This is a genomic window from Methylomonas sp. Uni0009 (assembly GCF_054188105.3).
This window is the reverse complement of the sequence record NZ_JBTAFN010000001.1, coordinates 3,287,591-3,306,941: the sequence shown is the minus strand read 5'-3', so window position 1 is coordinate 3,306,941 and position 19,351 is coordinate 3,287,591. Positions and strand designations below refer to the sequence as shown.

The 19,351-nt window shown below is 50.0% G+C and carries 21 protein-coding genes; 13 read left to right on the top strand and 8 right to left on the bottom strand.

Annotated features, from left to right (window positions below; all coding sequences use genetic code 11):
* The first annotated feature begins 32 nt into the window (after positions 1-32).
* Positions 33-1,466, top strand: a complete 1,434-nt coding sequence (locus tag ACWAU0_RS15340) for an aminotransferase-like domain-containing protein (RefSeq protein ID WP_458137174.1) — start codon at positions 33-35, stop codon at positions 1,464-1,466.
* A gap of 118 nt (positions 1,467-1,584) precedes the next feature.
* Here the strand turns inward: ACWAU0_RS15340 and ACWAU0_RS15335 are convergent, their stop codons facing one another.
* The 6 genes from ACWAU0_RS15335 to ACWAU0_RS15310 all read right to left on the bottom strand — a co-directional run bounded on the left by ACWAU0_RS15335 (position 1,585) and on the right by ACWAU0_RS15310 (position 6,950).
* The gene (locus ACWAU0_RS15335; RefSeq protein ID WP_033156689.1) at positions 1,585-2,259 is read right to left on the bottom strand and encodes a hypothetical protein; all 675 of its coding nucleotides are present in this window, start codon (positions 2,257-2,259) and stop codon (positions 1,585-1,587) included.
* 14 nt (positions 2,260-2,273) lie between these two features.
* Positions 2,274-2,828, bottom strand: coding sequence for a cyclin-dependent kinase inhibitor 3 family protein (locus tag ACWAU0_RS15330; RefSeq protein WP_033156690.1), 555 nt, complete (start codon positions 2,826-2,828; stop codon positions 2,274-2,276).
* Positions 2,829-2,865: 37 nt separating this feature from the next.
* Entirely contained in the window at positions 2,866-3,927 is a 1,062-nt protein-coding gene (gene rlmN / locus ACWAU0_RS15325; RefSeq protein WP_225893079.1) for a dual-specificity RNA methyltransferase RlmN, read from the bottom strand.
* 66 nt (positions 3,928-3,993) lie between these two features.
* Entirely contained in the window at positions 3,994-4,689 is a 696-nt protein-coding gene (locus tag ACWAU0_RS15320; protein ID WP_458137173.1) for a copper resistance protein B, read from the bottom strand.
* On the bottom strand, positions 4,676-6,361 hold the full coding sequence (locus ACWAU0_RS15315) for a copper resistance system multicopper oxidase (RefSeq protein WP_458137172.1): 1,686 nt from the start codon (positions 6,359-6,361) through the stop codon (positions 4,676-4,678). Before ACWAU0_RS15315 ends, ACWAU0_RS15320 begins: the two co-directional genes overlap by 14 nt.
* A 181-nt stretch (positions 6,362-6,542) precedes the next feature.
* Positions 6,543-6,950, bottom strand: coding sequence for a DUF2750 domain-containing protein (locus tag ACWAU0_RS15310; RefSeq protein ID WP_240348278.1), 408 nt, complete (start codon positions 6,948-6,950; stop codon positions 6,543-6,545).
* 255 nt (positions 6,951-7,205) lie between these two features.
* On the opposite strand from ACWAU0_RS15310, the gene ACWAU0_RS15305 reads away from it, so the two are divergent.
* Positions 7,206-7,469 (top strand): RNA recognition motif domain-containing protein, encoded by a 264-nt coding sequence (locus ACWAU0_RS15305; protein WP_033156691.1) that lies wholly within the window; start codon positions 7,206-7,208, stop codon positions 7,467-7,469.
* A complete protein-coding gene (locus tag ACWAU0_RS15300) occupies positions 7,462-7,695 on the top strand; it encodes a VF530 family protein (RefSeq protein WP_458137171.1) in 234 nt (77 codons plus the stop codon). Before ACWAU0_RS15305 ends, ACWAU0_RS15300 begins: the two co-directional genes overlap by 8 nt.
* 134 nt (positions 7,696-7,829) lie before the next feature.
* Here the strand turns inward: ACWAU0_RS15300 and ACWAU0_RS15295 are convergent, their stop codons facing one another.
* Positions 7,830-8,639, bottom strand: a complete 810-nt coding sequence (locus ACWAU0_RS15295) for a bestrophin-like domain (protein WP_458137170.1) — start codon at positions 8,637-8,639, stop codon at positions 7,830-7,832.
* 296 nt (positions 8,640-8,935) lie between these two features.
* The gene (locus ACWAU0_RS15290) at positions 8,936-9,838 is read right to left on the bottom strand and encodes a MerR family transcriptional regulator (protein ID WP_101051880.1); all 903 of its coding nucleotides are present in this window, start codon (positions 9,836-9,838) and stop codon (positions 8,936-8,938) included.
* A gap of 91 nt (positions 9,839-9,929) precedes the next feature.
* On the opposite strand from ACWAU0_RS15290, the gene ACWAU0_RS15285 reads away from it, so the two are divergent.
* The 10 genes from ACWAU0_RS15285 to msrQ all read left to right on the top strand — a co-directional run bounded on the left by ACWAU0_RS15285 (position 9,930) and on the right by msrQ (position 19,327).
* On the top strand, positions 9,930-11,189 hold the full coding sequence (locus ACWAU0_RS15285; RefSeq protein ID WP_171694859.1) for a sigma-70 family RNA polymerase sigma factor: 1,260 nt from the start codon (positions 9,930-9,932) through the stop codon (positions 11,187-11,189).
* Between the two features lie 50 nt (positions 11,190-11,239).
* Entirely contained in the window at positions 11,240-12,403 is a 1,164-nt protein-coding gene (gene hflK / locus ACWAU0_RS15280) for an FtsH protease activity modulator HflK (RefSeq protein WP_458137169.1), read from the top strand.
* On the top strand, positions 12,400-13,266 hold the full coding sequence (gene hflC, locus ACWAU0_RS15275) for a protease modulator HflC (protein ID WP_033156700.1): 867 nt from the start codon (positions 12,400-12,402) through the stop codon (positions 13,264-13,266). The genes hflK and hflC overlap by 4 nt, the downstream gene beginning before the upstream one ends.
* A 17-nt stretch (positions 13,267-13,283) precedes the next feature.
* On the top strand, positions 13,284-15,188 hold the full coding sequence (ftsH, locus tag ACWAU0_RS15270) for an ATP-dependent zinc metalloprotease FtsH (RefSeq protein WP_033156701.1): 1,905 nt from the start codon (positions 13,284-13,286) through the stop codon (positions 15,186-15,188).
* 68 nt (positions 15,189-15,256) lie between these two features.
* Positions 15,257-15,676, top strand: a complete 420-nt coding sequence (locus tag ACWAU0_RS15265; RefSeq protein ID WP_240617960.1) for a hypothetical protein — start codon at positions 15,257-15,259, stop codon at positions 15,674-15,676.
* A gap of 166 nt (positions 15,677-15,842) precedes the next feature.
* The gene (locus ACWAU0_RS15260) at positions 15,843-16,328 is read left to right on the top strand and encodes an SRPBCC family protein (RefSeq protein ID WP_101051877.1); all 486 of its coding nucleotides are present in this window, start codon (positions 15,843-15,845) and stop codon (positions 16,326-16,328) included.
* Between the two features lie 42 nt (positions 16,329-16,370).
* Positions 16,371-16,826 (top strand): PAS domain-containing protein, encoded by a 456-nt coding sequence (locus ACWAU0_RS15255; protein ID WP_101051876.1) that lies wholly within the window; start codon positions 16,371-16,373, stop codon positions 16,824-16,826.
* Positions 16,827-16,863: 37 nt separating this feature from the next.
* Entirely contained in the window at positions 16,864-17,694 is an 831-nt protein-coding gene (locus ACWAU0_RS15250) for a sterol desaturase family protein (RefSeq protein WP_101051875.1), read from the top strand.
* A gap of 35 nt (positions 17,695-17,729) precedes the next feature.
* Entirely contained in the window at positions 17,730-18,686 is a 957-nt protein-coding gene (gene msrP, locus ACWAU0_RS15245) for a protein-methionine-sulfoxide reductase catalytic subunit MsrP (protein ID WP_458137168.1), read from the top strand.
* A 5-nt stretch (positions 18,687-18,691) separates the two neighbouring features.
* Positions 18,692-19,327: a protein-methionine-sulfoxide reductase heme-binding subunit MsrQ gene (msrQ, locus tag ACWAU0_RS15240; protein ID WP_225893073.1), complete on the top strand. Its 636-nt coding sequence runs from the start codon at positions 18,692-18,694 to the stop codon at positions 19,325-19,327.
* Positions 19,328-19,351: the final 24 nt, after the last annotated feature.

The window sequence follows — 19,351 nt, the reverse complement described above, 5'->3', positions numbered from 1 at the left end:
GTGCAAATGCATGGCTTAACCTGGATAAAAACATGAAACACTTGTACGAAACCGTCGCGGATACGGTAATTGCGCATATCGAGCAGGGTGTTTACAAACCAGGCGAAAAACTGCCCGGCGTCAGGCGGTTGAGTCAGCAATTGCATGTCAGCATCTCAACGGCGTTGGAAGCCTATCGCCTGCTGGAAGACAGCGGCAGGATTCAGGCGCGCTTGCGTTCCGGTTACTATGTCAGCGGCTTTCGCCGGCAGGCGATTGTGGAACCGCAAGTTTCCGATGCGCCGGTGACACCAGCCAAGGTCACCGGCCAATCGCTGACCCGGCAGATTCTGCGTGCTGCCAAAGATCCTTATCAGATCAACCTAGGTTCGTCGGTACCGCACGCCGATTTCTTGCCCACGCATGCGCTGCAACAAGCCACCGGCAAGGTGGCTCGTTCTTTTGGTAAACGCTGTTTCGACGCCGACGAATTGCTGGGCAATCAGGAACTGCGTCGGCAAATCGCCAAACGCATGGTGGAACTGCAATGCGCCGATAGTCCGGACGACATTGTGGTGACCCACGGCGCGCGCGAAGCGGTCAGGCTGGCGTTAATGGCTATTTGCGAACCCGGCGACTTGATCGCTATCGAATCGCCGACCTTTTACGGCTTATTGCAAGTCATCGAATCCTGCGGCATGGAAGCGCTGGAGATCCCTACGCATCCGCGTGACGGTTTGTCGCTGGATGCGCTGCAAATGGCCATCGAGCAATGGCCGATCAAAGCCTGTTTGCTTGTCTCCAATTACAACAATCCGCTGGGTTCGTGCATGAGCGACGAGCGCAAGCAAGCCTTGGTGGCCTTGCTGGAACAACATCAGATTCCGCTGGTCGAGGATGACGTCTACGGCGACCTGGGCTTTGGCTTGCGGCGGCCTTCGGTCTGCAAAGCCTGGAGCCGAAACGGCCAGGTGTTGTATTGCAACTCCTTCGCCAAGACCCTGTCGCCAGGCTTGCGGGTGGGCTGGCTGGTGCCGGGCCGCTATATGGCACGGGTGGAAAACCTGAAATACATGCAGCATCAGGCCGTGCCAACCCTGAACCAATTGATAGTCGCGCAGATGTTGGAGCAAGGCGGTTACGACCGCTACCTGCGGCATGTGCGTCAGGACTATGCCCGCAACGTGGCGTTGGCGGTGAACGCGGTCAGCCTGTTATTCCCGGAAGGCACGCGAGTAACCCAGCCCGAAGGCGGTTTTGCCTTGTGGGTGGAACTGCCGGCCGGCGTCGATGCCATGGCACTGCACCGCCGGGCCAGCCAGGAAAATATCATCATCGCTCCCGGCCCCTTATTCTCGGCCACGCAAAAGAAATACGGCAATTTCATTCGCTTGAGTTGCGCCGTGCCTTGGAACGACAGGGTAGAAAAGGCGTTGAAGAAGTTGGGCGATATTGCTGGGGATTTGCTGGCACAAAATCCCCAGTGACTGCAGTTAATTTGATAACGTGGGTATAGTTGTCTTAGCTAATGAAATTGGATGTTGACCGCGACCGGCGGGTTTTTGCCGCTCGTAACCAATCCATTAGCGCTGCCACACAAACAGACTAGCGCCCTGCCATATCGGCTTTGCGTGCAATCATTTTGTCAGCCAAGGCCAGGGTACCGCCGCTGTCAAGAATGACTTGGCGGATTTTCTCGTCCGGAATCCGTAACACCACGTTTATGGCCTGCTTGATGTCGTCGGCGCTCATCTCGGCAAAGAGTTTGACGGCGTGCGGGTTATCGGTATCGCGGCGCAACAGCTCCAGTTCGTCGACGCAGGTACCGAATGCTTTGCCTTTCGGATCGCCCTGAGCCCGAAAGGCCAATGCGCCGCCCACATCCAATGTCAGCACTTTGCCACCGGCAACACCTTGGTTATCGCCATTGTAGCCGGCGACATCCCAGTTGGCGGTCCAGGCGTGCACACCGAACCAGTACCGTGCCTGTTTGCGTTCGCTGTCATTCAGATGAGCAATGCATTTTTTGGTGAGTTCGACCCATTCTGTCGCCACCTGGTCCGCCGCAATTGTTCTCACATAGGTCAAAGTGGGCGCTCCAGCCAGTTGATAGAGCTCGGCTGCGATCAGCTCATTGCGCGCATGCGCCGCAGATTCCAGTGTTTTCACGTAGTAGCGTCGACCGTTACTGTCCTGAAAAATGCCTGCTGGATTGCTACCCAATTGCCCGCCTATCCGTTGCAGGGTGGTGGTATCAATAGTCGGAGTATCGGCACACATCGTTATGCGCCGGCTTAAGGGATGGGTTTAGTGCGACGCACCAGCGCAAGCTGCGCCGGTGTTTCGATGGCGCCCTTACGCACGTGCCGAACGGCATTGATCGCTTCTTCGGCGTCCATGCCCAGTTCCACCAACAGCCGCGCCGCGATCATGCCCGCCCGACCCAAGCCGCCTTTGCAATGTACCAGCACATCTTGGCCGCTGCGCAACATCTCTCGGATCTCATGGCCTTGTGTGACCCACTGCTGTTCGAAAGCCAGAGTAGGCACGGAAAAGTCGGCAATCGGCAAATGGCGCCATTCGATGCCGCGTCGGCGAATTTCATGCCCGATCTGCGGCACCTTGAGGGCTTTAAGCTCTGCGGGTTCGACGAGTGTCAACACCAGTTTTGCCCCCCAGGCAGCGATGGCATCCAAATCGATACCGAGGTCGCGCTCCCAGGCCCCCGTGTAAGCAAAGTGGTCGTGCTTGCCGGGGCAGAAAGTAATGCCGATCCTTCCATGCGCAGGACTCGCACGCAGTTCTGCGATCTGCAGCGGATGTGTGTGGCTGGTCCGTACAGCTGTCATATTGCTATCCTGCCGGAATATTGAAGGGAGGAGTTTTTTAATTTTTAGAATTAAGTTGTCCGCATGCCGCTAATACATCATCACCTTTAGTGCCTCTTATTAAGGTCGGGATTCTAAAGGTATCTAAAATTGCCTTAAAATTTTCGACTTCAATCAGATCAGGACTCTCGTAACGTGAGCCAGGGAAAGCATTAAATGGAATTAAGTTTATATAAGCCCTTTTGCCTTGCAGTAACGCGCCCAATTTTTTAGCATCATCCGCAGTATCGTTTAAACCTTTTATCAGAATATACTCATAAGTAATAAATTGTTTCTTTTGCAAAGGTATGGCGTCAATATAAGTTAATACCTCAGCGAGCGGATATTTTTTATTAATCGGAATAAGTTCATTCCTTTTTTCAGTGAACGGTGAATGCAGCGATAAGGCCAAGTTCACGCCGGGCACTTCCTGGAGCCATCTTTTCAGTCCGGGAATATAACCGGCCGTTGAAATCGTAATCTTTTGCACGCCAATTGACGTACCACGTTGCGATAAAAAAATTTCACAGGCTTTTTTAACGGCGTCAAAGTTATGTAAAGGTTCGCCTTGCCCCATAAAAACAATATTTAAAATCCGCTCTTCTCCTGGCCTGTTGCTTGCCAACCAACGCCAAGCCTGCAGAAATTGTCCAACCATTTCACTGGTAGTCAAATTCCGCTTAAGCCCTTGTTCGCCGGTAAAACAAAAAGAGCAATTCATGGCGCAGCCAACCTGCGATGACAGGCAAATAGAATATTTGTTGTTAAACGGAATAAGGACAGTTTCGACTTTATGGTTGTCCTTGAGCTTAAACAGAAATTTTACTGTTCGATCTTTTGACGACTGTTGCACGGTATCGATTTCCGGCAAGGAAAAATCGAAATGTTTTTCAAAAAAAGCCAATGAGGATTTTGAAATATTATCTCGGCATTGCATGCTTTCTTTTTTCTTATAATGCCAATTAAATAGAATACCTGCTACCGATTGATTTAAATCATTCTGCTTTATAACGGCTTCTAAATCAGCATAATTCAAATCGTAAAAAGATTGTTTCAAAACTTCTCCTGGCAATGCCGACATTTTACCTATCCCTGCAGGCTTGAAAATTGGGTATTATTTTCCGAATGTACGCAGATCCGCAACGCCTCAATACCACACTCGCACCCCCACTACACCTCGTAAACTGTGTTGGTGCTCGCGGAGTGATTCTTCCTCAACATAGTCCATACCCAGATAAGGCGCAAATTCGCGTTCGATCTCGTAACGCAAGCGAAAGCCGGCTTCAAACTCGGTGATACCCGCCTTGACGCCGCGATTTTTTATATCTTCTGCCGCTACATTCACTTCCACCCGCGGTTGCAGAATCAGGCGTTGGGTCAAGAGCATTTCGTAACCCAGCGTCAATCGCCCCAGCACGTTGCCTTTCTCGTTAATGAACATCGCACTGTCCACTTCAATAAAATACGGCGCCAGCCCTTGAAAGCCGATCACCGCATCAAACGTGCGCTCCGGTTCTATCGCCCGCCGCGCACCGATTTGAAAGTCCCAAAACGTGTCGATATTGCGACTGTATAGGATCTGTAAATCGGCGCGGCCAAAGATGTTTTGATCGGCGGAATAATCGCCTTCTGATTTCAACCACAGTTTATTTTCGTCGGTGCCGGTCCAGTTTTGCACGTCCCATTTGAACAGATGCAAGTCTTGATTACCTTCGTATTCCAATCTGTCGGCCTTGAAATGATTAAAAATCATCGAGCTATCGTGCGCAGTAGCAACGGAACAGAATAAGGCCAAGCAAAGCCAGGGATTGCGCGCACTGAACAGGGTATTAGGGATATTCATGCTCAGCCCTTTCCACGATCAATTTACGAAACATGCCGGTGTCCATGTGATACAGCAAATGACAATGAAAGGCCCACTCGCCTTCCGCGTCTGCCGGCACATCGACGCTGACCGTCTGGCCGGGCTTGACGTTGATCACATGTTTTTTCGGGTTGTACATGCCGTTACCATTGTCCAGGTACTGCCAAAGGCCGTGGATATGGATGGGATGGTTCATCATGGTTTCGTTCACGTACGTAAAACGAATTCGCTCGCCAAATTTGACCCGAATCGGCTCCGCATCTGCAAACTTGGTGTCGTCGAACGACCAGATATAGCGCTGCATATTGCCGGTTAGCCTGAGTTTGATTTCCCTGTCCGGCGGCCCCATTAGCACGTGATTGGGTTGCGTGGCGATTAACTGGCTATAGCTCAACGGTTTGGCGGTATCGCTGGCATCAGCCACTGGCATTGTGTGGCCAGCATGTAGATTTGACTGCGCCTCGGCAGTGGCATGCTGATGCCCGCTGTGCTCCATCATGGTGGAATCTTGTGTAAGCGAGTGCTCTGCGTGCGAGTGGCCAACTTCCGCAGCGACCGCGGATTCATCCGGTACCTGATGAGCAGAATGGCCGGCATGCTCGCCTCCCATGTCCGCCAAGGTCAACAAAGTCATGGGTCGCAGGCTGGGCGGATCGGCGAGCAGATCGGCGCGCGGCGACAACGTCGCACTGGCATAACCACTGCGATCCATCGCTTCGGCAAAAATACTGTAAGCCTGTTCGGTTTGCGGCTGAACCAATACATCATAAGTTTCCGCCACGGCAATCCGAAACTCCTCCACATCAACCGGCTTGACCGCCTGTCCGTCTGCGGCAATCACCGTCATTTTCAGACCCGGCAGACGCACATCAAAATGCGTCATTGCCGAAGCGTTGATAAAGCGCAAACGCACTGTTTCGCCCGGCTTGAACAGATAGTGCGGTTTCGCTTCCGCGGTTTGGCCGTTGATCAAAAACCGGTAATTGGCGCCGGTCACGTCGGCCAGATCGGTAGGCTCCATACGCATTTCGCCCCAGGCCAGCCGATCAGCTACGGTTTCCCAAAAACCCAAGCGCTGAATATCGACGAAGAAATCGCCCACTGTGCGCTGCTGAAAATTGTAATAGTCGCTTTGCTTTTTTAAGCGGGCCATGGTCCGCTCCGGGTCAGCAAGCGGCCAATCGGACAGCATCACCACATAATCGCGATCCACCGTTTGCTGCTCCTGTTGCGGGGCGATGATCAGCGCGCCAAACAAGCCCTGTTGCTCCTGCATGCCGGAATGGCCGTGATACCAGTAGGTGCCGCTTTGCTTGACTTTAAATTGATAGGTAAAAGTCTGGCCCGGCTCAATGCCGTCGAAACTGATGCCCGGCACGCCGTCCATTTGATATGGCAGAATGATGCCGTGCCAGTGAATTGAAGTGGATTCTTTGAGTAGATTAGTAACCTCTAAGGTCACGTCCTCGCCTTCCCGCCAATGCAAGGTGGGCGCCGGCAAGGCAGCGTCCGCCAGCACGGCCTGCTGGGTTTCGCCGATTAGATTGATCGATTTTTTCGAGATCGACAAACGATAAACATCGGCCTGCGTCAAGCTGGGTAGCATATTTGCCAGCACCAGCCATGCAAGAGCATATCTATCGACCCGCACCTTAAATTTCCTGCGCTCCTCATGTCCTGGACAGCCGAAATCGATTGCTTCAAGGGCCGGATTAACAAGGTGGGAAAATACCCAATAACGCATAACACCTCTAAAAACCGGTTAACAGGTGTTTACTCTAACATTTTTAAAAGAATCGATACTTCTGAGCGGCAACACTGGGATTACGGACTTAGTCGTCCAGCACAAAGTCGCGCGAATCGCGCATACCTTCCAGAAAACTAAACAAGCGTTGCGGACTGATCAGACAGCCGGCCGCCGCTTTTCGGGGCATGATTTCTACTAATACGCCCTGTGCGGTCAGCTTGTTCAAGATTTGGTACATGAAAAAATCCAGCGTTTCCGCCACGCCTATCATGTTTTCCCATTCGCCGACCGCCGCCTCGTCGGCGTAACGCCGGTACGGCCAGACCGGCAAGGTTTCGTGGCCGTCCACCACCCGCAAGATCCATTGCCGGCTTTCCTTCAAGCCCCAGACTTCGTCCATTTCGACGATGCGATACATAAAATATTCCAACAGATCTTCGTCGCTCATGGATTGAGCCGCATCATATTCTTCTTGGTAGGGTTCGTAGCGCATAGTACCGATCCGGTAATGGAAAACCACTTTGCAGCAATAATCGCACCACGCTAATCGGCCACCATTTAGCCCGCCAAACTCGGCGAATTGTCGGGTTTGCGCACAAAAAAGCCCTATCGCCGCGCGTTGACTAAGCGATTGATTGTCGCGTAAACGACAAAACCTCAAGCAATTGCCGCACAGGGCGTATTTAGCAAAAAAGCCTAATCCGATAAGTTGTATAGTTGCGGGCCTTTAGCATAAACAAGTAAACCTATGAAATTACTGATACGCAATCTTCCCCGCACCACCACCGAAGCCGAATTGCGGGCCATGTTCGCGGCACACGGCAGCGTGCAGTCCTGTTCGCTGGTGATGGACAAAGACACTCACAGCTCGAAAGGTTTTGGCTTTGTAGAGATGCCCAAAGCCGGCGAAGCCAAGGCCGCCATCAAAACCCTGAATGGTCTGGAAATGGACGGCAACCGGATTCGCGTGAAAAAGGCCGAAACCAACGCTGGCGAAGCTGCCGATGACTAAAACCGGCAAGCAAGATCCATTGCATGGCATCACGCTGGAAAACCTGCTGAACCGTTTGGTAGAAAAATACGGCTGGGCAGAATTGGCCAGCCATATCGACATCAACTGCTTTGCCAAAGACCCCAGTATTAGTTCCAGTCTGAAGTTTTTGCGTAAAACGCCGTGGGCGAGGCAAAAGGTTGAGGCGCTTTATTTGCAGAGTTCGTGGACAAAAACTCAAGATTAGCGCGCTATGCGGATGCGGCCTTATTGGCCCAGGGCAACCAGACGTGCAAGTCTTTGTGGTTAAAAACGATTGCCGGCGACGCGACCATACTGATGGACCGGGAAACCTGGAAAGTATCCTGCTGTTAAAAACTGCTAACGCCGGCTCTCGGCACCGCCATCATCGCGAATAGCAGTCTGTAAATCGATCATGCTCTGCTGGCTTACCCGGATTACGCCCCGATACGGCCGGTCCAAATCCAGAATAATGAACACCATGACCACAATCAGCCAGACCATGATGTAAGTGACGAACGATGTGCGATGTCCGGCCAGACCGTTGGTATAACCCACCAATGCTCCGCTCATGACAAAGGTGATGTACAACAGGGCCAGCACCAACTCGGGTACATGCCGCTTCACCTCGGCATCGCGTTTGCCAAAATTATCGATCAAATCGTTCAAGGCGGGGATAAACAAACCGGTGGTCACCGGACTGGGTGCCTGTTCATTCACTTGCCGGGCGTAATCCCAAAGCTTCGTTTGCATGCGTCCGGCCTCCGCGATCAGCGCTTCCCTCTGCCCACGCTGAGTGAGATCGACAGTACCGGTTCTTACCCGCAAATCCAGGTAGTTGCGTATTAAGCTGCTGACTTCTGCACTGACCGGCTTCGGCAATAATTGCGCGCGCAAATAAGCCGTACCGATAGCATTGGCTTCGTCGACCACCGCCTCGCTACGACTATCGTAACGCTGTAAGGACAAGGAGAAGGTAAACCCCAGCAGCAATGCCAGAATGCCTAGTAAAGACCCGGAGATCGAATTGACATGGGCTTTGAAATTATCATCCACCTTAGGGTTAATTTTTAAACCCAAGCGATAACCCAGTTCGATAGTGAACGCCATGGATACCAGCAACACACAGGCGATCAGTAAACTATCGATGTCGTAAGTAATCTCGTTCATGATTTGAATTGGCAAAAGCAACTGACAGGAAATTTGGGCAAACTTGCCGTGGCTTGATTATGGAGGACAGGTGAAAATTTGTCATTCCGGCATCTGCCGGAAGCGCAAAGTCCTTCAGCTATTAATTCGGCCTTGTTTAACACGGGTACACCATTGGGGCTGAGTCTGTCGACGCCTGATCTGGCATATCTTTCGATAAGGCTCTCCTGAGCGCAGCCGAAGGACTCAGAGATTAAGGCCCAAGCCAAGCTCGGTAAGCAGCATCGCGAGTCCGCTGCCTGAGTTTAACCTGCCATTCAGTTGGACAACTGCTGTTGCTGGGCCTTGGCGTTGAAATGATCAATATCGGTAATCAACTCGCAGTGGCTTAAATCATTTTGCAATTGCGTGTAATAAAAATAAGCGCCGCTGCCGCCCAACCATACCTGGGTGGGCTCACTGCTGACCGAATCTATGATCAGCTGTAGTTCGTCAAGGGTCACTTGCTCCGGCGGCGTCTTGACCAAGCCCATGACTATGACGTCCGGCTTCAAATGCTGACAAGCCTCGATAATATCTTTGGCTGGCAGATCGGCACCCAAGTAGTAACAGTTGTATCCCTGGTTAGCTGCAATTAGGCAGCTCACCAATATGCCAAACTCGTGCGGATCGCCGCTCGGCGTGGCGAACAGCATGCCCGGATTGTTTTTTGAGTGGTGGTGCAAATTGTTGACCATGCTCAACACAATCCGCTTAATACAGCTGGAAAACATGTGTTCCTGGGCGATGTTCAACTTTCCGTCATGCCAAAGTTCGCCCACTGTTTGCAAGGCAGGCAACAAAATGTCTCTGGCGTAGTCCAAGGGCTCGGCAGCAATCAGAGCCTTCTTCAACAACTGTTCGCAGCGTTCGATTCTGTATTGTTTCAATGAGTCGATGATCTGCGCCAATAGCGGCGACTGTTCTTTCGCCGGTTGTACGCTGACTTGCTTCTGGAAGTCTTGTAGTTGCTGGTTGTCCAGGGTAGCCAGCTTGCCGATGGGATGGCCCTTTCGGGTCAGATTGACCAATAGCGTCAATTTTTCCAAATCCTGTTGCGAATAGAAACGCCGCCCGGTGCTGTTCCGCGCCGGCATGATGCAGGCGTAGCGACGTTCCCAGGCTCTTAGTGTTTCCGCTGTTAATCCGGTTAAGGAGGTAATCGCTTTAATTGAGTACATTGTTCAACTTTTGTATAGAAAATACTTTGACAAACATTCTACATTCTAGTAAGTTATTTGCCAACAACTTAAATAACCAAGTGAATTGATTATGTCCAACTTAGCCGCGTTGCCAATTGATAGCGAGATGGATTCGATAACAGAATCCCAACCTAACTCACTTGCCGTTCAAGTTGAACAGGCCAGGCAGAATCTGTTAGCGTTATTGCTTGAGAACAAGCAAACCAACGCCTTGATAATTAACAGGTTCTTGCATGATCTTGATTCGGGAGTGGACTCCTCGGATCTGATCTTAGCCAAGAACTCGGAAGACTATAAAAGGCTACTGCAATTACTGGTCAATACCGAGACAGCCAACAGATCCCATCAGCTTGCCTGGGGTGAGAATAACGGACAGGGCAAAGTTGTACAAGCCGAGAATGTTGTACAACTTATGGGTTCGGAGTTTGCCCAGCAATCCCTGATCGCCCGCTCAGTGAATCGCTTGTTGTACAGCCTGCACTTGCTACCGGTATTTTTGTTGGACAGTGCGGCGCAAGCAGAGAGCATATTGACCACGGACACCGAAGACGGCGCAGATTTCAAAAAACGCTTGGGCAAAGCCAAACGCGAATTAAGAAGCTTGCGCCAGGAAATGATCTCCGCCAACACCGGCTTGGTGGCGTTCGTGGCGCACAAGTACAAAACCAGTAACCTGAGCTTTGAAGATTTGATGCAGGAAGGCCTGGTCGGGCTAATCAAAGCAGTAGACAGATTCGACCCGGATCGCGGCATCTGCTTTTCCACTTACGCTATTTATTGGATCAGACAGGCCATATCCCGTCTGATCGTCAAACAAGAAAAAATTGTGCGTTTGCCGGTGGCTTTGGCCGAAAAAGCCGCCACCGTATTCGAAGCTATGCGCAGTTGTTACCTTAGATATGAGCGCTGGCCGAGCATCGCCGAACTAAAACTGGCTTGCGATTTATCCGAGCAAGAGATTAAAACCATCAGCAGCTACTATCAAGCCACGCATTCTTTGGATGCGTCTATAGGAGATGATGACGATAACCTGGAATTGATGGCAAAAATGCAGCAGCATCAATTCAGTCTGCCACTCGATGAACTAATTGATCAGGATCTGGCTCAATATGTCGACAAAGCAGTTGCTTCGCTACCTGAAAAACAGGCGGCGATTTTAACCATGCGTTTCGGTCTGCGCGATCACACGGAAATGACCTTGCAGGCAGTAGCGGATCAGCTGCATGTTACTCGGGAGAGAGTCAGGCAAATTCAAAATGAAGCTTTAAAAAAACTGAAACAACAATTTGGCTTTGACCTTATGCTATTTCTCGAACCCAAGGACGGCTAACAATAACAATCATTGACCCAGGTCAGGCTAACACTACAAGAGGAGTGATTATGTCATCAGAAAAACAAAACACCAGTAAGCAAACGCCGCAGTCCGACTGGAAGTTGGAATTGGATAAGCAGTGGAAGCACGTCTCTACCAAAGCGGGCGACTTCTTCAACGATCATAAGAGTATGTTTTCGTTAACCAACATCGCTGCAGCGGTGGGTGGCACGTTGACCGTCGTCTGGCTGGCCAGCGGGGTTTACATCGTGGACCAAGGCAATCGAGGCGTGGTAAGCCGCTTTGGCGCCTACACGGAAACTACTCTACCCGGGCCACACTGGCATATTCCGGCACCTATCGAAAGCGTCGCCAATGTCAACGTAGAGCAACAACGGTTTATCGAAGTGGGCTACACCGACGCCAGCAGAGTGAACAAATCATCTGTGATTCCGCAGGAATCGCTAATGCTGACCGCCGACGAAAACATCATTACCGTGCGTCTGGCTGTGCAGTATCAAATTAATAACGCTCGCGACTACTTATTTAACGTGAAAAACAACGAAAACACGTTAAAACAACTGACTGAAAGCGTGGAGCGGGCGGTGATTGGCCGCAACAATATGGACTTCGTGTTAACCGAAGGCCGTAGCCAAATCGTCGCCGAGATCAAAGAACAAATCCAGGAAGCCATGGATGCTTACAAAGCCGGCATCAGCATTGCCAGTGTCAATTTGCAGGATGCACAACCCCCCGAAGAAGTGCAAGGCGCATTTGAAGATGCGATCAGGGCTAGAGAAGACAAGCAACGTTTGATTAACGAAGCGGAAGCCTACGCTAACGAAGTGATTCCGAAAGCGCGCGGCGCGGCATCCCGGATTATTCAAGAAGCGGAAGCTTACGAAGCCGAAAAGGTAGCCAAAGCCAAAGGCGAAACCGAGCGTTTCGATCAATTACTGGTGGAATACGAAAAAAGCCCAGCCATCACCCGCAAGCGTTTGTACCTGGAAGCCAAAGAAAAGCTGTACAGCAGCACCAATAAAATCATGCTGAACGAAGACCAATCCAGCCCGATGATGTATATGCCCTTGCCGCAAACCATGACTCAACATGCGCAGCCCGCGGCCAGCCATACGGAACCGGAAGTTAGCGCAGAACCGCACAACGTTGACAAAAACGGCGTTCGCAAATCAACCGGCAACGAATTACGTCCTAGCAGGAGCAAACCATGAGCAGCAAAACCACCCAAGTTTTAATTCCGGCCGGTTTAACCCTGTGTGTACTGGCCTATATGTCGGTTTTTTACGTCAAAGAAAACGAAAAAGCCATTCTGTTTCGTCTCGGTGAGATGGTCACATCCGACTACACTCCCGGGCTACATTTTAAGACCCCTATCATCAATAACGTCAGCACATTTGATGCGCGTGTGCTGACCTTGGATGCCAAATCCGAGCGTTTTCTTACCTCCGAGAAGAAGAACGTTATTGTTGACTCATTCGTCAAATGGCGAATCGGTGATGTGGGTCTCTTTTACACCACGGTCGGCGGCGACGAGTTTCAAGCCAATCTACGCCTGGACCAAATCATGAAAGACGCTATGCGTAGCGAGTTTGGTGTACGGACCATCAAGCAATTGATCTCCGAAGACCGCAACGAACTAAGGCAAACCTTACTGGCTAAATTAGCGCCGGCCGCCGAAAAGTTCGGCATCGAATTGATCGACATCCGCGTTAAACGCATCGATTTGCCGCCGGAAGTCAGCAGCTCGGTGTACCAACGGATGCGCGCCGAACGCGAGCGGGTCGCCAGAGAATTCCGTTCTCAAGGTGCCGAAAGTGCCGAGCAAATCAGTGCGGAAGCCGATAAGCAAAAACACGTGATAGTTGCCAATGCCCAGCGCGATGCGGAAAGCATTCGCGGTCGCGGTGATGCGCAATCCGCGGAAATTTACGCAAAAAGCTACGGTAAAAACCCCGAGTTTTATGCGTTCTACCGCAGCTTGCAGGCATACCAAACCTCATTTGAAAAAACTCAGGATACTTTGGTGTTAAAACCAAACTCCGACTTTTTCAAATACTTCTCCAGCGAAAAGTAAGTTAGGAGACAGCTATCATGAAAAAAATGTTTATTTTTCTCTCCATCCTGATCGTAGCAGGGTTGGTGGTGTCGGCGGTGATGAACCGCAACATGCCGCAATACGATCCGCATTATGAAATTTCGTACTCCGACTTTATCGAAGACGTGCGTAACAAAGTGGTTACGGAAGTGGTGATAGACGGCAACTACGTTGACGGCCAACGCCAGAACGGCACGCGCTTTGCCACCTACAATCCCAACGACTCAAGAATGATCGACGAGTTGCTGGAATACGGCGTGAAAATCAAAGTTGAGAAGCCCCAACAACCCTCCACTTTGATGAACATCCTCATCTCTTGGGCGCCTACCCTGCTGCTGATCATGGTGCTGGTGTATTTCATGCGCAAGCAGGCCGCGATGGGCGGCCGCGACGGCCAGATGGGTTTTGGGAAAAGCCGAGCCAAGTTGATGGCTGAAGACCAGATCAAGGTGCGGTTTACCGACGTGGCCGGCGTGGAGGAAGCCAAGGAAGACGTCGTGGAAATGGTCGACTTCCTTAAAGATCCGGGCAAATACGAAGCATTAGGCGGCAAAATTCCGCGCGGCGTGCTGATGGTTGGCCCCCCCGGTACCGGTAAAACCTTGTTGGCTAGAGCGATTGCCGGCGAAGCAGGCGTGCCGTTCTTCTCCATCTCCGGTTCGGATTTCGTGGAAATGTTCGTCGGTGTCGGTGCCTCCAGGGTCAGAGACATGTTCGAACAAGCCAAAAAGCGCGCGCCCTGCATCATATTTATCGATGAGATCGACGCTGTGGGCCGGCAACGGGGCGGCAGCGGTATCGGCGGCGGTAACGACGAACGCGAACAAACGCTCAACCAATTGCTGGTGGAAATGGACGGTTTCAGCGGCAATGAAGGCATCATCGTCATCGCCGCGACCAACCGCGCTGACGTACTTGACAAGGCTTTGTTGAGACCGGGCCGTTTCGACAGGCAAGTTCAAGTTGGTTTACCTGACATCAAAGGCCGCGAGCAAATTTTGAGAGTGCACGGTGCCAAAGTCCCGCTGGCCGAAGACGTGAACATCAACGATCTGGCCCGCGGCACACCCGGATTTTCCGGTGCGGAGTTGGCCAACCTGATCAATGAAGGCGCTTTGTTTGCTGCTCGTAACAAAAAGCGCGTCGTCACAATGAACGATTTGGATAAAGCCCGCGACAAAATGATCATGGGTGTGGAAAAACGCACCATGGTCATGACCAAGGAAGACTTGTTGATGACGGCTTACCACGAAGCCGGCCACGCCATCGTCGGCCGCAACGTGCCTGAACATGATCCTGTCTACAAAGTCAGCATCATGCCGCGCGGCGGAGCTTTGGGCATCACCATGTTCTTGCCGGAGCGCGACCAGTACAGCGCTTCCAAGGACAAGTTGGAAAGCCAGATCGCCAGTTTGTTCGGTGGCCGGGTAGCGGAAGCCTTGATTTACGGTAAAAACAAAGTCACCACCGGCGCGTCCAACGACATCATGCGGGCCACGCAATTGGCTAGAAACATGGTCACCAAGTGGGGATTATCAGACCGTTTAGGCCCGATGGATTACGGCGACAGCGAAGGCGGCTATATGGGGCCGCAGTCCAAGCCAATGTCCGAAAAAATGGCCCAAACTATTGATGAAGAAGTTCGGGCGGTGATCGATGCTAACTACAACCGCGCCGAAGCTATTCTGAAAGAAAACATCGAAGTGTTGCACAACATGGCTCAAGCCTTAATGGATTGGGAAACCATCGATAAGTATCAGATTGACGAGCTACTACAAGGTAAAAAACTTGCACCACCGGAACCCGAAGTAGAAGAACCCAAATCGTTTGAAGAGATTGAAGACTCAATAAACGAAGAAACCGGTGGCCACCTGGATCAGGGACAAATATTGGCGTCCTAAAAGTCCTCCTCTATGTACCCTCCAAACGCTGTACTCCTGGAGGGTATCTTTTTTTCAGAGGTAGCAATATGCATACTCAATCGATAACCACAAAAACCATGAATTTCCTGCAATTGTTGTTGCAGATTAATTTTAATGTAGCGGTGATTTTATTATTGATCAGCGGTGCAGCCACCATATTCGGCAATACCCTGTTTTTTGAAGATAGCAGTGACTTGTACGGTCCATTGGCAAACAATATGCGGTTAATGATGTTTTATTTGTGCTTAATCCAAATCGCAGCGTACAGTTTTTATAAATTAAGCAACAGCCCGGAAGCATTGGCGGCGTTAGGGGTTTTTCTGCTGCTATTAATTGGCTCCCTGGAGTTTTACTGCTCGATTAATCAAATTGAAATCGACGAAAACTACCGGCAATTATTTATTTATTCGGGCTTATCGCACCTGCTTTATGGCGGCTGCGCGGCCATGCGCCACCAGCAAAACTAGAGATTGGTAATTTTCCGGTAGAAAGCGGGCTAGAATTAGACATAAAAAGCCGAAGCGCCTGACGGCGATTTAATTGCACAGATTTAAATACCGTTTTATTGGCTTTACGTGTCCAGAAAAATAATAACAACGCTGAGCAGAAAGCTCCGCGAGGGGGGAACATCAAATGCACATCAAATTTCCGTTTGACTCACACAAGCCCATTGCCGGCGAGGCCTGCATCGATATAGACAAACCTGTTGACGATGTTTTTCATTATGTTGGTGAAAATTTTTTTGAAAACTATCCGAAATGGGCTCTGGAAGTAGTCGATTTTGAACCGCTCGACGGCAAGGAAGTATTCATCGGCGCCAAGGCCAAGCAAATTCGTAACGACAACAACGGCGAAATAGAATCGGTTTTTGAAATTACTGAATATGAACCCAAATCCAAGCTGATCTTTCAAGGGTTGACCCAACCTTACAAACACAGCTATCTGCTCGAAGCCGTTCAGGAAGATCGCCGACCTACCCGCTTGACGTTTCGCTTTGAGTTTTTGGAGTTGGAGGTATTTATGCGGCCTTTTGAAAAATTAATTCGTTGCGCGATCGAAGACGGTGCGGAAAACACCGTCGAAAACATCAGGAATTTAATATTAGTAGAATGCAACTAGCATTTACAAACTCATAATTATTATAAAACCCGGAGTTTAACCATGGCTTTTATTGTTGAAAAAGATAGCGGACTGATTCCGCAAGTACTTTCCGCTATTTTGGACGAATGCGTCAACGGCGTCACGCTAGCCGACCCTGACATTGAAGACGCGCCTATTATCTATGCCAATAAGGCATTTGAACGTTTAACCGGATACAGCCATGACGAGATCATCGGCCACAACTGCCGGTTTTTACAAGGTGAAGACAGAGAGCAAGATGCGCGTTTTAAAATTGTGGAAGCCATGAAAAACCACGAAACAGTGGAAGTCACTTTAAGAAACTATAAAAAAGACGGCACTTTATTCCACAATCATTTGAAAATAACCCCGCTATTGGATAAGAAAAATAGAGTCATTTATTATCTGGGCGTGCAATACGACATTACCCAACAAATAAATGCCAATAACGAAATAAAGGAATTGACAAATTTATTAAACGCGATTCAAGGAAATTAAAAACCGTTCGATAAATAGCTCATTACTGGGGACTTCCATGAACACCACTGCAAATAGCCAAGGCGACAGTAGCCTGTTTTTTAACGAAGCCTTATTCGGCTTAGCGATACTGGCTTTCGTGCTGTTGCTGGTCATAGAGAAAACCAAACCTTATCGTCCATTCCAGGCAAAAACCTATAAAGAGTCGTTTGTCACCAATACTACGGCTTTCTTGGTCAACAATTTAATCTTAACCGCGCTTAGAGCCTCATCCTTATTTCTGGTAGCGCAACAATTCGCCAGTTACGGCTTATTAAGCGGCCTGAGTAATGGTCCGCTTAAATGGATTCTGGCGTTTGCTTTTTTTGATCTGGCCATTTACCTGTGGCATTACGCCAGCCATCGGTCTGAGTACTTATGGCGATTTCATAAAATCCACCATAGCGACAAATGCTTTAATGTTTCCACTGGTTTTAGGTTTCATGTTTTCGATTTATTTCTGGAAATAATTTACAAATGTATATTCGTGGTAGTAATCGGCGTGGATGCTTACCTAGTGCTTTCCATCGAAATTATCGAGTTATTTTTCATCTTTTTTCATCACGGCAACATCCGCGTCCCCAACGAAGCTGCGATTTCTCAAATCATTATCACCCCTTCCCTGCACCGCACTCACCATTCCACTTTGCGTTCGGAACATGACAGCAATTACGGCATAGTGCTGGCGATTTGGGATCGAATGTTTGGCACCCGCAAGGAACTGGTACCCGCCAATATAGGATTGGATTTGATTGAAGCCGAGAATTTTATTCAATTGTTTTCTCTGGCATTTATTACCGAACGTAAAATCCGTCAATTGATGGGCTGGATTCCGAAAGGCAAAAAGTAATGGAACTTCTTTGATAAGTTACCGGTAATCAAGCCATGATTATAAAAACAATAAAAAATATCCCCGGCAGTGAAATTACCGATCCGCTGGTTTTTCAGCAACGCCGCACCCTCATCAAAGCGATGGCGGCGATGATGCTGACCGGCACCAGCATCCGCACCGGCTGGGCCGACGACTCAAAACCACTTTGGAGCGCCGTACCCAAAAGCCCGTTCTCAGCGCCTGAGTTAGTGGTGACGCCGGCGGCAGCCGCAAAAAATTACAACAACTACTACGAATTTGCCTTTAACAAAGAAGACCCCGCCAGTCTGGCTCAAAGCCTGCGCATAGATCCCTGGTCCGTGGAGATCGGCGGTGAAGTGGAAAAACCCGGCACATACCAGTTGGAAGATATTCTGAGCCGGCACACCTTACAGGAATACATCTATCGTTTCCGGTGCGTCGAAGCCTGGTCCATGGTAGTACCCTGGGTGGGCTTTGCGCTGGGCGATTTGCTGAAAGCCGCCAAGCCTTTATCAAACGCCAAATTCGTAAAGCTCACCTCGATTCAACAACCGGACACCATGCCCAAGCAACGCGGCAAGGCCATGCTGGATTGGCCCTATGTCGAAGGTTTGCGTATCGACGAAGCCATGCATCCCTTGACCATACTGGCGGTGGGTATGTATGGCGACATTTTACCCAAGCAAAACGGCGCGCCGCTGCGTTTGGTAGTGCCCTGGAAATACGGCTTTAAAAGCATCAAGGCCGTCGTCAAAATAGAACTGCTGAGAAGACCGCCGATTAGCAGTTGGAACAAGTTTGCCCCCAACGAATACGGCTTTTACGCCAACGTCAATCCTGATGTACCGCATCCGCGTTGGAGCCAAAATAGCGAGCGATTATTGGGCAGCGGCTTTTTTACCCCGCGTCGGCAAACCGAATTATTCAATGGTTACGGGGAACAGGTCGCTCACCTGTATCGTGACATGGATTTGAGGCATTTTTTCTAATGATTATGCCAATTAATAATTTGCGGCCTTTAACCATCGCGGTTTCCATTATCCCGCTGCTTTGGATAGTGTTCGATATTGCCTTCGATAATCTGGGCCCAAATCAAATGCAGGCATTGCATATTCGTTTAGGCGATTGGGCCTTGCGATTTCTATGGATAACCTTAGCCATTACTCCCGTGCAAACTGTCACAAAATGGCGCGGCATGACCGAGTATCGGCAACTATTCGGTTTATTCGCTTTTTTTTACGCCAGCCTGCACGTCCTGGTTTATTTAGCGGTAGACCAGGTTTTTGCCTGGCGAATGATCGGTATCGATATTCTCGAAAGCTCGTATATCTGGTTTGGATTAATTGCCTATATCATTGTTTTTTCATTGGGGATTACCTCTTCCAAAGCATCCAAAAAACTCTTGGGCAAGAGCTGGAAAAAACTGCATCGATTTATTTATATCGCCGCCGGTGCGGCAATGATTCATTATTTCTGGCAGCTTAAAGGTAACCTTGCAGAGCCTTTATTCTATTTGCTCCTGATATTTATGCTGCTGGGTTTTCGCGCAGTAATCTGGATTAAAAACAAGCAATTAAGTCAAATGATGATTCCAAAAGGCCGCACTTCCATCGATACCGAAGCCGATTAAGCCAGCAATCCCATAGTCGGCGAT

Coding starts and splice junctions, on each gene's coding strand:
- ACWAU0_RS15340 (WP_458137174.1), top strand. CDS start 33: ATGAAACACTTGTACGAAACCGTCGCGGATACGGTAATTGCGCATATC.
- hflK (WP_458137169.1), top strand. CDS start 11,240: ATGTCATCAGAAAAACAAAACACCAGTAAGCAAACGCCGCAGTCCGAC.
- ACWAU0_RS15335 (WP_033156689.1), bottom strand. CDS start 2,259: ATGTGTGCCGATACTCCGACTATTGATACCACCACCCTGCAACGGATA.
- ftsH (WP_033156701.1), top strand. CDS start 13,284: ATGAAAAAAATGTTTATTTTTCTCTCCATCCTGATCGTAGCAGGGTTG.
- ACWAU0_RS15250 (WP_101051875.1), top strand. CDS start 16,864: ATGAACACCACTGCAAATAGCCAAGGCGACAGTAGCCTGTTTTTTAAC.
- ACWAU0_RS15260 (WP_101051877.1), top strand. CDS start 15,843: ATGCACATCAAATTTCCGTTTGACTCACACAAGCCCATTGCCGGCGAG.
- ACWAU0_RS15320 (WP_458137173.1), bottom strand. CDS start 4,689: ATGAATATCCCTAATACCCTGTTCAGTGCGCGCAATCCCTGGCTTTGC.
- msrP (WP_458137168.1), top strand. CDS start 17,730: ATGATTATAAAAACAATAAAAAATATCCCCGGCAGTGAAATTACCGAT.
- ACWAU0_RS15330 (WP_033156690.1), bottom strand. CDS start 2,828: ATGACAGCTGTACGGACCAGCCACACACATCCGCTGCAGATCGCAGAA.
- ACWAU0_RS15285 (WP_171694859.1), top strand. CDS start 9,930: ATGTCCAACTTAGCCGCGTTGCCAATTGATAGCGAGATGGATTCGATA.
- ACWAU0_RS15290 (WP_101051880.1), bottom strand. CDS start 9,838: ATGTACTCAATTAAAGCGATTACCTCCTTAACCGGATTAACAGCGGAA.
- hflC (WP_033156700.1), top strand. CDS start 12,400: ATGAGCAGCAAAACCACCCAAGTTTTAATTCCGGCCGGTTTAACCCTG.
- msrQ (WP_225893073.1), top strand. CDS start 18,692: ATGCCAATTAATAATTTGCGGCCTTTAACCATCGCGGTTTCCATTATC.
- ACWAU0_RS15305 (WP_033156691.1), top strand. CDS start 7,206: ATGAAATTACTGATACGCAATCTTCCCCGCACCACCACCGAAGCCGAA.
- ACWAU0_RS15255 (WP_101051876.1), top strand. CDS start 16,371: ATGGCTTTTATTGTTGAAAAAGATAGCGGACTGATTCCGCAAGTACTT.
- ACWAU0_RS15295 (WP_458137170.1), bottom strand. CDS start 8,639: ATGAACGAGATTACTTACGACATCGATAGTTTACTGATCGCCTGTGTG.
- ACWAU0_RS15300 (WP_458137171.1), top strand. CDS start 7,462: ATGACTAAAACCGGCAAGCAAGATCCATTGCATGGCATCACGCTGGAA.
- rlmN (WP_225893079.1), bottom strand. CDS start 3,927: ATGTCGGCATTGCCAGGAGAAGTTTTGAAACAATCTTTTTACGATTTG.
- ACWAU0_RS15310 (WP_240348278.1), bottom strand. CDS start 6,950: ATGCGCTACGAACCCTACCAAGAAGAATATGATGCGGCTCAATCCATG.
- ACWAU0_RS15265 (WP_240617960.1), top strand. CDS start 15,257: ATGCATACTCAATCGATAACCACAAAAACCATGAATTTCCTGCAATTG.